This is a genomic window from Anoxybacillus sp. CHMUD (assembly GCF_013096965.1).
In the GTDB taxonomy this organism is placed as follows: domain Bacteria; phylum Bacillota; class Bacilli; order Bacillales; family Anoxybacillaceae; genus Anoxybacillus; species Anoxybacillus kestanbolensis_A.
This window is the reverse complement of the sequence record NZ_SDLG01000003.1, coordinates 26,178-38,973: the sequence shown is the minus strand read 5'-3', so window position 1 is coordinate 38,973 and position 12,796 is coordinate 26,178. Positions and strand designations below refer to the sequence as shown.

Genomic DNA, 12,796 nt, shown 5'->3' with positions numbered 1-12,796 from the left:
ATGCCCATCCGTTATTTCTCATCATGTTTCCGAAGCCAAACGGACATATTATAAAATGATGAGACGATGAGGAGGGATACGGATGGGACAAAGTCGACATTTTCGCCCAGGGCAAAAAGCACCTAACAACGGGATATATATTGAAATTGGTGAAACAGGGGATCAAGTAAAAAATCCGAAAAAATTAAAGCTAAAAGCAGGTGACCGTTTCCCTGAGACGTCAAATCATAATCGTATTTGGACGTACTTTCCAAAACCGTAAGCCATCCTTGCATAAGGGTGGCTTTCTCGTTATAATACGTAATAGATAAAGGTCAAATAAAGTCAAAGTCAAAGGGGTGAGAACGATGGAAATGACGGAAAAAGTGCAAGAGGCGTTCGGGCGTGCACAAACGCTAGCAACGGAAAATCAACATCAAGAAGTCGACGTCGAACACGTATGCATCGCGCTTTTTGAACAAGAAGATGGGCTTGCACGGCGCATATGCGAGAAAATGTCCGTTCCTGTTGCGGCGCTGTTAGATGAATGGAAAAAACAGCTGAATAAAAAACCGCAAGTCATTTCGAGTTCAGAGGCGGGAAAAATATATGTAACAAATCGTTTACAACAATGGCTTGTGCGGGCAGAACAAGAAGCGAAACAAATGAGAGATGAATATGTATCGGTTGAACATTTGTTGCTTACGCTCGTTGACGATAAAGAAGCGAAACAAATATTGTCGCGCTACGGTATTGACCGAGAAAAGCTACTACAAACGATTATGGGAATAAGGGGGAATCAACGCGTGGTTAGTCCAAATCCGGAAGCTACATACGAAGCGTTGCAAAAATACGGTCGCGATTTAGTCGCAGAAGTAAAAGCGGGAAAAATAGATCCGGTCATCGGCCGAGATAGCGAAATTCGCCGCGTCATTCGCATTTTATCGCGCAAGACGAAAAACAATCCGGTTTTAATTGGGGAGCCGGGCGTCGGTAAAACGGCAATTGTCGAAGGACTCGCGCAGCGCATCGTCCGAAAAGACGTGCCAGAAGGATTGAAAGATAAAACGATTTTTGCACTCGATATGAGTGCGCTTATTGCCGGAGCCAAGTTTCGCGGAGAGTTTGAAGAGCGGTTAAAAGCGGTATTAAATGAAATAAAGAAAAGCGAAGGTCGTATCATTTTATTTATTGACGAACTGCATACGATTGTTGGTGCAGGGCGAGCAGACGGTGCGCTCGATGCTGGTAACATGTTAAAGCCGATGCTTGCGCGCGGGGAATTGCATTGTATCGGAGCGACGACGCTTGATGAATATCGTCAATATATTGAAAAAGATCCAGCGCTCGAACGTCGTTTCCAACAAGTGCTCGTCGAAGAGCCGACGGTCGAAGATACAATTTCAATTTTACGCGGATTAAAAGAGCGATTTGAAATTCATCATGGTGTCAACATTCACGATGGGGCGCTTGTGGCGGCGGCAACGTTATCAGATCGTTACATTTCTGATCGCTTTTTACCTGATAAAGCGATTGACCTCGTTGACGAAGCGTGCGCGATGATTCGCACAGAGATCGACTCGATGCCAACGGAACTTGATGAAGTAATGCGAAAAATGATGCAATTGGAAATTGAAGAAGCAGCGCTTAAAAAAGAACAAGACGAAGCGAGCAAACAACGCTTACAGGCGCTATCGCAAGAGCTGGCAAATTTGCGCGAAAAAGCAAACGCGATGAAAGCGCAATGGGAAAAAGAAAAAGAAGCGATTCAACACGTGCGCACGTTGCGTGAACAGTTAGAAAAAGCAAAGCGTGAGTTAGAAGAAGCAGAAAACAATTACGATTTAAATAAAGCAGCAGAACTTCGTCACGGACGCATTCCACAGCTTGAAAAGCAATTGAAACAATTGGAACAAAGTGAAAACGAACAACGCTTGCTACGTGAAGAAGTAACGGAAGAAGAAATCGCGACAATCGTGTCAAAATGGACGGGCATTCCGATGACAAAACTCGTGGAAGGCGAGCGAGAAAAGTTATTGCGGCTTTCAAATATTTTACATGAACGCGTTATCGGACAAGACGAAGCTGTTGAGCTAGTGAGTGATGCGGTGTTGCGCGCGCGTGCAGGCATGAAAGACCCAAATCGTCCGATCGGTTCATTTCTTTTCCTCGGTCCGACAGGTGTCGGAAAAACAGAATTGGCGAAAGCGTTAGCGGAAGCGTTGTTTGATAGCGAACAACAAATGATTCGTATCGATATGTCGGAATATATGGAAAAACATGCAGTATCTCGTTTAATCGGAGCGCCCCCAGGATATGTTGGATACGAAGAAGGGGGACAACTAACCGAAGCGGTGCGCAGAAAGCCATATTCGGTTATTTTGCTTGATGAAATTGAAAAAGCGCATCCAGAAGTGTTTAACATTTTACTGCAAATGTTAGACGACGGTCGCATGACGGATTCGCAAGGAAGAACGGTTGACTTTAAAAATACAGTCGTCATTATGACGTCCAATATTGGCTCGCACACGTTGTTAGAAGCGGTCGATGCGCACGGGGAGGTAAACGAAGAAGCGCGCGAACAAGTGTTGAAACAGTTACGTGCGCATTTTAGACCAGAGTTTTTAAACCGCATCGACGATATTGTCTTATTTAAGCCGTTAACTGTACGTGAAGTAAAAGGCATTGTAGAGAAGTTTATCAAACAATTAGAAGAACGGTTAGCGGAGCGTCACATCACAGTCACGTTAACGGACGAAGCGAAAACGTACATTGCGACACATGGGTTTGATCATGTATATGGTGCTCGCCCGCTCAAACGGTTTATTCAAAAACATATCGAAACGAAGCTTGCGCGTGAAATTGTCGCTGGGCATATCGGAGACTATAACGCGGTGACGATCGATGTCGAAGGTGATCAATTAGTTGTAAAAAAAGGATAAACGGACAGATGCCGTTTATCCTTTTTTTAATGATGGACAGGGTCGTTTGGAATAAGTTGCGCGATTAACAAAATGAGAACGGTTGCAATGACTGCCAATGTTGTACCGGTTGCGAAATGGTACGCCACACCGATCATGGAGCTAACGACGTATGTCAACATGTTGACTAATAAAAACGTCCAAAAAAACGTCCAAAAAATGCGCATATAACTCCCTCCTTTGCACTCTTTTTTTATCTTAACATAAATGATGGATGTGCGAAAACGAAAAATTATAACGCCTAGTACACGCAAAAGAAAATCGCATACGATATATTGTACAATGATGTGCTTAAGGTGGACGATTATGACAGATAAGCAACGATTTTTCCAATTTAGCGAGCAATGGTGTGCAATTCATGTTCCAGATCGACCGAACGGATTTGGTTTGCTTCTTTTAGGGGACGTTTCTCACTTTGTCGACGATAAAACGAGCTTATGGATGCAACATGTTGGAAAAAACAAGTTGTTGCACGATTTATTACAACATGGATATACGATTTTTTATTCGCATTTGTACGGTGCCAATTGGGGAAGTCCAAAAGCGGTGAAACTAGCGAAGCAGCTAATTTATTATGTGCTAAAAACAGAAATTTTAAATGAACGCATTTATGTGTTGGCGGAAGGAATGGGGGCGCTTGTCGCTTTGCAATTAATGAACGATTTGCATGATCAAATACGTGCAATTGCGCTATTAAATCCTTGTTTACATTTACAGGCGCAACTGCAATATGAAAAAGAACATAAATTTTTTTATAAACGGTTGTTGCGTCAACTCAAGGAAGCGTATGGGCAAGAAGAAGTTGAACGATGGCTTCCACCACTTTATCCGCCGATTGTGCCGATGAAAATTTGGCAAGTATCAGGCATAAATCCATATCCACCAACGATTCATGCACGATCATATGCGCAAACATACGGTGTTCCTGTGTCCTATCACTTGCCGGAAAAAAAATATACGTTTGCCCAAGCGATTCATGCATTTTATGCACGATATAATGACGTATAGTCCCCATACCCGTGGGGATTTTTTCTTTACCGATCAGAAAGAAAGCAAGTAAAATAAAAAATGAAACAGAAAAAGGAGTGTTGCATGTTGATGTGGCGATATACATATTTGATTTTTGCACTACTTGTTATATTATCTTCTTGCGCTCCTGCTCAATTATCATCGGGACATGTACAAAAGGTTGGTTTGCTCGTTTCGGATACGATCGACGATCAAGTGTGGGGAACGAAAGGATATAAAGGGTTGCTTCGTATTCAAGCGAAGTTTGGAGCGGACGTGTTTTATCGCGAAGGGGTCAACTCGAAGGCCGCTACGGCACATGCGGTAAAACAATTCCACGAAAAAGGTGTCACATTAATTTTCGGACACGGGAGCGAGTATGGACAATATTTTCATGATCTTGCGGACAAATATCCAGATATTCATTTTGTATTTTTTAACGGAGAGGCGAAAAAGAAAAACGTCACAAGCTTCAATTTCCAAGGACATGCGATGGGCTTTTTTGGAGGCATGGTCGCAGGACATATGACGAAAACGAATAACATTGGCGTGATTGCCGCATTTGAATGGCAGCCGGAAGTGGACGGTTTTTTCGAAGGAGCGTTATATGAAAACGAAAATGCCCATGTCGACGTTGAATATGTGCAAAATTGGGATGACATAAATACAGCTCTGGCGATTGCTGAGCGGATGATCGCAGATGGCGTAGATGTCATATATCCCGCTGGCGATAAATTTAGCGTGCCGATTATTGAAAAAATGAAAGAATATGGGCTTTATGCGATCGGATATGTAACAGACCAATCAGATTTAGGGGAACGAACAGTGCTGACAAGCACCGTCCAACATGTCGACGAACTGTACGAACTCGTTGCGCAAAAGTTTATCGATGGGGAGTTAACGTCAGGAACGACATATGTCGACTTTCAAGACGGTGTCATCGAACTCGGCACGTTTAGCCCACTTGTCGAGGAATCGTTTCAGCAAAAAATAAAAAAAGCGATTACGCGATATAAAGCAACGGGAAAATTGCCGAATGAGTAAATGAGGTGTCGAGTAAGCACCTCATTTTTTTATTGCGCGAAACGAAAAAAGAAAGTAAAATTAGTACCAAGTAATAAAGTTTGATAATAAAAGGAGACGATATTTCCGTGAGTGCAGGAATTATTGGAATTGGACGATATTTGCCGGAACGTATTGTGACGAATAAAGAATTAGAACAACGTATGGATACGTCCGATGAATGGATTCGGACGCGCACAGGCATTGAAGAGCGGCGCATTGCGTCAGACGATATCGATACGTCCGATATGGGCTATATCGCAGCAAAGCGCGCGCTTGATGATGCGGGCATTTCGCCAGAACAAATTGATCTCATTTTAGTAGCGACGGTGACGCCAGATCGCGCTTTTCCATCTGTCGCATGTATGTTGCAAGAAAAGCTTGGGGCGGTGCGTGCGGCGGCTCTTGACGTCAGTGCCGCATGCGCGGGATTTATGTATGCGATGGTGACGGCAAAACAATTTATTGAGACGAATACGTACAAATATGTACTCGTCGTTGGGGTGGAAAAGTTATCAAAAATTGTTGATTGGACGGATCGTAACACAGCGGTGTTGTTTGGAGACGGCGCAGGCGCTGTCGTGATGGGAAAAGTGTCTGAAGGTCGTGGCATCGTGTCGTTTGAGCTAGGAGCGGACGGTACAGGCGGAAAATATTTATATCAAGACGATTTTGTTGTGATGAACGGACGAGAAGTGTTTAAGTTTGCGGTGCGTCAAATGGGCGAGTCGTGCATTCGCGTATTAGAAAAAGCAGGATTGACGAAAGCAGATGTTGACTTTTTAATTCCGCATCAAGCGAATATTCGCATTATGGAAGCGGCGCGCGAACGGTTAGAACTCCCAATCGATCGCATGTCGATTACGGTCAATAAATACGGAAATACGTCCGCTGCATCGATTCCGATTTCGCTCGTTGAAGAAGTAGAAGCTGGACGCATTCAAGATGATGATCTCATCATTATGGTCGGCTTTGGCGGTGGATTAACGTGGGGCGCTATTGCGTTGCGTTGGGGCAAATAACGATGTATGATGAAACAAAGGAGTGATGTGTGATGGAAAAAAGACGAGTCGTCGTCACGGGATTAGGAGCTGTCACACCGTTAGGACATGATGTGGAAACGACATGGAAAAACATCGTGGCAGGACAATCGGGCATCGGTCCGCTTACACGGTTAAATGCGGACGATTTTCCTGCGAAAGTGGCGGCAGAAGTGAAAGATTTTCAAGTCGAACAATTTATTGATAAAAAAGAAGCGCGCAAAATGGACCGTTTCACGCAATATGCGGTCGCCGCTTCGATGATGGCAGTAAAAGATGCAAATTTACAAATTACGGAGGATAACGCTGCGCGCGTCGGCGTATGGATCGGTTCAGGTATCGGCGGGATGGAAACGTACGAAGAACAATTGAAGACGTTTTTAGAAAAAGGATATCGTCGCGTCAGCCCGTTTTTCGTTCCGATGATGATTCCAGATATGGCGGCCGGACAAGTGTCGATTATGCTTGGGGCGAAAGGAATAAACTCATGTACGGTGACCGCCTGCGCCACAGGAACGAACTCGATTGGCGATGCGTTCAAAGTAATTGAACGTGGCGATGCCGATGTGATGATTACAGGCGGAACAGAGGCGCCGATTACACATATGGCGTTTGCAGGATTTAGCGCCGCAAAAGCGCTCTCGTTTAACCCTGATCCGAACACAGCATGCCGTCCGTTCGATCAACATCGTGACGGATTTATTATGGGCGAAGGGGCAGGCATTATTATTTTAGAAGAACTCGAACATGCGTTAAAACGTGGTGCACGCATTTATGCAGAAATTGTCGGCTACGGTGCGACAGGCGATGCGTATCATATTACCGCGCCAGCACCGGGCGGAGAAGGCGGCGTCCGCGCGATGCGCCAAGCGCTTCATGATGCGAACATGCGACCAGAAGACATCGATTACATTAACGCACATGGAACGAGCACAGAGTATAACGATAAATACGAAACGATGGCGATTAAAGAAGTATTTGGTGAACATGCGTATAAACTAGCGGTCAGCTCGACGAAATCGATGACAGGGCATTTGCTCGGGGCAGCAGGGGCTGTTGAAGCGATTTTCTCCGTGTTATCCATTTACGATGGCGTTATTCCGCCAACGATTAACTATGAAACACCAGATCCAGAATGCGATTTAGATTACGTACCAAACGTTGCCCGCAAACAAAATGTGCGTGCTGTATTAAGCAACTCGCTCGGTTTTGGTGGCCATAATGCGACGATCATTTTCAAAAAATATGAAGGATGAGGCTTTCCTCATCCTTTTCACATTTTCCTTTCGTTTTTCGTACAATGCGATAACGAAAGGGGGGGAGTATCATGGGAGTGATTAACACAAAAAACTGGTTTGAACATGACAAATGGCGTGAAAAAATAAACGAAGACGTACAGCGCCATTTATTCGCACATGGCATGGCACGGCGCAATCAACAGGAGATCATGAAACAGCTCGCTGAAAAAAATGTATGGGCGTTTGTCGCTAAAAAGTTTATGGAGCTAAAAAAAGAGTGGGATGGCCCGGATGTGCCGATTTATATTTTCCCCGCAGATGCCACAAATCGTTCACTCCAACATGAATTTGGCGGAAAGTCAGGCGTCGCTTTTTTCGATCAACTGTTTTTATTTTTACTTCCTCATGTCTCGAACGAACATATTTACGCCCTCCTCATTCACGAATACAATCATGTCTGTCGTTTACATGCTGACCCGAAAGATGAACGGGACTATACGCTTCTTGATCGCATCGTGATGGAAGGATTAGCCGAACATGCGGTGAGGGAGCGGCTTGGAAGCGACTATGTCGCCAAATGGACGACATATTATACGAAAGAACAACTCGAGCAATTTACGAAAAAATGGCTCGTGCCAAACTTGTCTCTTCGTCTGGACGATGCTCGTTATCGTGCCTTGTTGTATGGTTCGATGTTGTATCCACGCATGCTTGGTTACGCAGTTGGATATGAAGTGGTGAGACGAGCGCTAGCGAAAAAGACGATGACGGAGTTACTCACTATGACATCTGAACAAATTTTTTTTATGTAACGCATCGTTATGTCGCTTGTTCATACATATAGTAGTGGACAAGGGGGCTAATGTATGCGTTTCTTTTTTTATTTGCTTGGGTTCGGGATGTCGGTGATCGGTGGGACGACGATGATTGCGTATTTAAACATTATCGCCTCACGTTCAGACTGGAAAGAATATTTGTTATTTATTAGCACAAAAGTGGAGTGTTATTTTTTACCGATTGGCTTATTCATGACGTGGCTAAGCATTTTTTTCCCATTTCGTGATGATGGTTAAATTTAGGGTGAAATGGAATAAAATGAACGACCTCTGACCATACTGTGAACAAATCGTTCGAAGTGAGGGGTTATGCATGTTGTATCTTCACGATGTTTGGGTAAATTGGTTTGAAGGAGAAGAAAACGGCTATAACGTTTGCCACTTTTATGAGTGGAGAAAAGATGATGCGATTGAACTGTTAGATCAAGTGCCAGTGTTGAAAGTGAGTGCACCATTGTTTCACTACTTAGAAAACAGCTTGGCCGAAATTCCGAAACCGTTGCTTGAAGACGTATATCAAAAAGCGTACGTGCGCAAAAACCACGAACGCATTCAACTTGATTATTGTTTTATCGCCACAGATGGTTACGGCATTATCGCCATTGATACGATTGGTTATCATATTCCGATTCGAAAAAGCCGCCTCATTCCACGTCAAGAACAGCTCGTTTATGAGATGATGAAAGAGCAAGATGTACGCATATATCCGTTTCAACAAAGTGAAAGAGAATATCACATTTTATCGCCTCATCCTGCGCTCATGAGCGGATTGACACGTAAAGAGCGACAATTGAAACAACTGTTATTTATGGCGCTTGATCAACTATACGGAACGAAAAATGTTGCCGAAGTGCGTTATTGGTATACGGAATGGGCGCCAGAAAAGTATGCATACATTCAACAAATGTCGTTCGAAGAAGCGTGGAACGGCTTGTACGAAGAAGCGAAACATGGATGGTCGGAGCGGCACGTTCATTTGTGCGAACGGCTTGTGAAAGGACAACCGTTTTTTGAAAAACTGTGGGAAATGGAACAAGAACCGAAAGTGAATTAAAAAACTCAGCCCTTATGGAGCTGAGTTTTTTATCGTCTTTTTCTTCCTAACCCGATGGCATTTTCCATTTTCTTTAACATTTTGTTTGCGACGCGGTTTGCCTTTTCTGCCCCTTCGTCTAAAATGTCATCTAGTTTTGAGCTTTCCATAAGCTCATAATATTTTTCTTGAATTGGTGTTAAGGTGTTAATAATCGCTTCTGCGACATCTGCTTTAAACTCCCCATATCCTTTTCCAGCATAGCGCGCTTCTAGCTGTTCGATCGGTTCGTTCGCCAAAATGGAGTAAATCGTCAATAAGTTCGATACGCCCGGCTTCTTTTCTTTATCGTAACGAATGATGCCTTCTGAGTCTGTGACGGCGCTTTTTACTTTTTTCTCGATCGTTTTCGCATCATCAAGCAGCGTAATGTACGATTTTTGATTCGGATCGGACTTGCTCATTTTTTTCGTCGGATCAGTAAGCGACATAATGCGGGCTCCGATTTTCGGAATGCGCGCCTCCGGGATCGTGAAAATGTCCCCATATCGTTTATTAAATCGCTCCGCTAAATCGCGTGTGAGCTCAATATGTTGTTTTTGGTCTTCACCGACAGGAACGATGTCTGTCGAGTAAAGTAAAATGTCCGCTGCCATAAGCGGCGGATACGTTAACAATCCGGCGCTGACCGCCTCTTTTCCTGCTGATTTATCTTTAAATTGCGTCATCCGCTCCAATTCGCCAATGTAGGCGATGCATTGCAAAATCCAACCCGCTTGCGCATGCGCAGGAACTTCTGACTGGATAAATAACGTTGATTTGTTCGGATCAATGCCGACTGCTAAATAAAATGCAGCTAAACTGCGAATGTTTTTCCGAAGCGCGAGCCGATCTTGTGGAACGGTAATCGCATGTTGATCGACGATGCAAAAGTAGCAGTTGTAATCGTCTTGCAATTCAACAAATTGCTTCATCGCCCCGATATAGTTGCCGAGCGTAATGACGCCGCTCGGTTGAATACCTGAAAAAATCGTCTTCATCGAATCACTCCTTTTTTTATTTTTCCAAATAAAAAAGTCCTATCATCTTTAGGGACGATAGAACCGTGGTGCCACCCTAGTTATTGCCGATACGACAATCACTTTGCCCATGCGCATGCATGGCACCTTTGTAACGTAAGGCAAACGTCCAAGCCTACTTTTTGTTCAGCTTGAATGCTCGAAAGCCCATTCCATACAACTAGCGGCTTGTTCGCACCGTCCACAAGCTCTCTGAACGCCTCGTCATATGTACTATTCTTCGTCATCGCATCGGTTTTTGAAAATATTATATGAGTTTCCACTTCGATTGTCAATTCATGTATGAAAAAATGAGCGTTGCGCCTGTGACGACCAGCCCAGCAAAAAAAAGCGTCGCTCCCCATTGTTTTTTTGACGCGTCGTCGCGTTGTTCATCAGCCATGTATCGTTCAACAGGGGAACGAAACAATCGTTTAAAACTAGAGATAGTGACATCGAAAAATCCTTTTTCATATATGAACCGAAATCCGCCAATAATAACGAGTGGTTGGGCGATGTAAAAAGAAACATTAATAAATGTTAACCACTTCGTTTCAGAAAAAAGTGCAACCGTTAGCGCGATCAAAAATACGAAAAAGCTTGTCATGACTGCTTTTTTCACGATCTATCCACCTTTCGTGCTTAATCGCTGTGAAGTATTATACTAAAAAAAGTGTAAATTTTCTATTTACAAATGTCCAGAAAACAAATAAAATAGTCATCAAGCTGATTTTATCAAATTTGTGAACAAGCCTCGCATTTATTTAAAATGTTAGAAAATTTAAAAAAAGTTTCAAAAAAATCTTTTCAAATATATTAATTCGTTATATAATGTCCTTGTGTTTCAAATCTTCTGATAAATCAGAAGATGGAAATAAATACAATAAAAAGATGAGGGGGAAACTCGCATGAAGAAAAAGCTATCTGCCTTTTTCGCTCTTCTTCTTGTTGCTTCCATGGTGCTAGCAGCATGTGGCGGCAACAACGCGGAAGAACCGAAACCTTCAGATGAAGGAAAACAAGAAACACCAGCGAAAGAGCAAGTATTGAACTTGTTAGAAACTTCGGAAATTCCTTCACTAGACACTACGTTAGCAACTGACAGCGTATCATTCCGCGTCATGAACAACGTATTTGAAGGTTTATATCGTTTAGACCAAAACAACGAGCCAACGCCAGGGATGGCTGAAAGCTATGAAGTAAGCGAAGATGGAAAAGTGTACACATTCAAACTTCGCGATGCGAAATGGTCAAATGGTGAGCCTGTAACGGCAAACGATTTCGTATTTGCATGGAGAAAAGCGCTTGATCCAAACACAGGTGCTGAGTATGCATACATTATGTACGACATTAAAAACGCTGAAGAAGTAAACACAGGAAAAGTGCCTGTTGACCAATTAGGCGTAAAAGCAATTGACGAAAAAACGTTACAAGTTGAATTGAAAAACCCAATTCCATACTTCTTAAGCTTATTAACATTCCCGACGTTCTATCCACAAAACGAAAAGTATGTGAAAGAGCAAGGGGACAAATACGGTCTTGAAGCAAACACAACAATTTACAACGGTCCGTTCGTATTAAGCGAGTGGAAACATGAGCAAAGCTTCCAATTAAAGAAAAACGAGCAATATTGGGATGCACAAACAGTTAAACTTGAAACAATTAACTTCAACATCGTAAAAGATGTAGCGACAGGTGTAAACTTGTATGAAACAAACAAAGCAGACCGCGTCGGTTTAAGTGCAGAGTTTGTTGACAAATATAGCAGCGACAAAAACTTCAAAACAAAATCAGAGCCTGTATTATTCTTCATTCGTATGAACCAAAAGAATGAAGTGTTGAAAAACGTAAATGCTCGCAAAGCGATTGCGATGGGCTTCGATAAAGAAGCGATGGTTGCGACGATTTTAAATAACGGTTCTAAAGCAGCGAACTACTTCGTTCCAGAAGGATTCGTTAAAGGTCCGAACGGAAAAGACTTCCGTGAAGAAAATGGCGATTTATTAACGTTTAATGCAGAAGAAGCGAAAAAATATTGGGAACAAGCGAAAAAAGAGCTTGGCAAAGACAAAGTTACGCTTGAGTTGTTAAACTACGACTCTGAAAGCGCGAAGAAAATCGGTGAGTTCTTAAAAGAGCAACTTGAGACAAACTTACCTGGTTTAACAATTAACATTAAACAACAACCATTTAAACAAAAACTTGATCTTGAAAGCAAAATGCAATATGAATTATCATTTGCAGGTTGGGGTCCAGACTACCAAGACCCAATGACATTCATCGATATGTTTGTCACAAACGGTGCTCATAACCAAACAGGTTGGTCAAATGCGGAGTATGACAAACTTGTAAAAGATGCGAAAACAACGCTTCTTTCTGACTTGCAAGCTCGCTGGGATGCGATGGTAAAAGCTGAGAAAATCTTGTTAGACGAGGCAGTTATCGCGCCAATGTACCAACGTGGTGCAGCGTACTTAGAGCGTGAATACGTGAAAGGTATCGTTGATCATCCATTCGGTCCAGACAATAGCTATAAGTGGGCTTATATCGAGTAATCGAAA

At 43.0% G+C, this 12,796-nt stretch carries 13 protein-coding genes and 1 other annotated feature; of the genes, 10 read left to right on the top strand and 3 right to left on the bottom strand.

Annotated elements, in window-relative coordinates:
* Window positions 1–82: 82 nt before the first annotated feature.
* Window positions 83–262 carry a YjzC family protein gene (locus ETB99_RS02640; protein ID WP_003395421.1) on the top strand — a complete coding sequence of 60 codons (180 nt, stop codon included), beginning with the start codon at window positions 83–85 and terminating at the stop codon, window positions 260–262.
* An 85-nt stretch (window positions 263–347) separates the two neighbouring features.
* Entirely contained in the window at window positions 348–2,921 is a 2,574-nt protein-coding gene (gene clpB, locus ETB99_RS02635) for an ATP-dependent chaperone ClpB (RefSeq protein ID WP_077427644.1), read from the top strand.
* A gap of 26 nt (window positions 2,922–2,947) precedes the next feature.
* Here the strand turns inward: clpB and ETB99_RS02630 are convergent, their stop codons facing one another.
* On the bottom strand, window positions 2,948–3,127 hold the full coding sequence (locus ETB99_RS02630) for a YjzD family protein (RefSeq protein ID WP_006318851.1): 180 nt from the start codon (window positions 3,125–3,127) through the stop codon (window positions 2,948–2,950).
* 139 nt (window positions 3,128–3,266) lie between these two features.
* Between ETB99_RS02630 and ETB99_RS02625 the strand changes: the two genes are divergently transcribed.
* The 7 genes from ETB99_RS02625 (at window position 3,267) to ETB99_RS02595 (ending at window position 9,198) form a co-directional block, all read left to right on the top strand.
* Window positions 3,267–3,968 carry a hypothetical protein gene (locus ETB99_RS02625; protein WP_171699829.1) on the top strand — a complete coding sequence of 234 codons (702 nt, stop codon included), beginning with the start codon at window positions 3,267–3,269 and terminating at the stop codon, window positions 3,966–3,968.
* Between the two features lie 90 nt (window positions 3,969–4,058).
* A complete protein-coding gene (locus ETB99_RS02620) occupies window positions 4,059–5,012 on the top strand; it encodes a BMP family ABC transporter substrate-binding protein (RefSeq protein ID WP_171699828.1) in 954 nt (317 codons plus the stop codon).
* A gap of 107 nt (window positions 5,013–5,119) precedes the next feature.
* A complete protein-coding gene (locus ETB99_RS02615) occupies window positions 5,120–6,052 on the top strand; it encodes a beta-ketoacyl-ACP synthase III (protein WP_006318848.1) in 933 nt (310 codons plus the stop codon).
* Between the two features lie 32 nt (window positions 6,053–6,084).
* A complete protein-coding gene (gene fabF / locus ETB99_RS02610; protein ID WP_077427639.1) occupies window positions 6,085–7,326 on the top strand; it encodes a beta-ketoacyl-ACP synthase II in 1,242 nt (413 codons plus the stop codon).
* A 71-nt stretch (window positions 7,327–7,397) separates the two neighbouring features.
* Window positions 7,398–8,120, top strand: a complete 723-nt coding sequence (locus ETB99_RS02605) for a DUF2268 domain-containing putative Zn-dependent protease (protein ID WP_171699827.1) — start codon at window positions 7,398–7,400, stop codon at window positions 8,118–8,120.
* 54 nt (window positions 8,121–8,174) lie between these two features.
* Window positions 8,175–8,381 (top strand): YuzI family membrane protein, encoded by a 207-nt coding sequence (locus tag ETB99_RS02600; RefSeq protein ID WP_077427635.1) that lies wholly within the window; start codon window positions 8,175–8,177, stop codon window positions 8,379–8,381.
* Window positions 8,382–8,457: 76 nt separating this feature from the next.
* Window positions 8,458–9,198: a YjbA family protein gene (locus tag ETB99_RS02595; RefSeq protein WP_171699826.1), complete on the top strand. Its 741-nt coding sequence runs from the start codon at window positions 8,458–8,460 to the stop codon at window positions 9,196–9,198.
* A gap of 29 nt (window positions 9,199–9,227) precedes the next feature.
* Here the strand turns inward: ETB99_RS02595 and trpS are convergent, their stop codons facing one another.
* Window positions 9,228–10,217 (bottom strand): tryptophan--tRNA ligase, encoded by a 990-nt coding sequence (gene trpS, locus ETB99_RS02590; RefSeq protein ID WP_128999860.1) that lies wholly within the window; start codon window positions 10,215–10,217, stop codon window positions 9,228–9,230.
* 47 nt (window positions 10,218–10,264) lie between these two features.
* Window positions 10,265–10,492, bottom strand: a binding site (T-box leader).
* 35 nt (window positions 10,493–10,527) lie between these two features.
* Window positions 10,528–10,857 carry a DUF3899 domain-containing protein gene (locus ETB99_RS02585; protein WP_077427631.1) on the bottom strand — a complete coding sequence of 110 codons (330 nt, stop codon included), beginning with the start codon at window positions 10,855–10,857 and terminating at the stop codon, window positions 10,528–10,530.
* 286 nt (window positions 10,858–11,143) lie between these two features.
* Between ETB99_RS02585 and ETB99_RS02580 the strand changes: the two genes are divergently transcribed.
* Window positions 11,144–12,790 (top strand): peptide ABC transporter substrate-binding protein, encoded by a 1,647-nt coding sequence (locus tag ETB99_RS02580; RefSeq protein WP_171699825.1) that lies wholly within the window; start codon window positions 11,144–11,146, stop codon window positions 12,788–12,790.
* The last annotated feature ends 6 nt before the right edge of the window (window positions 12,791–12,796 follow it).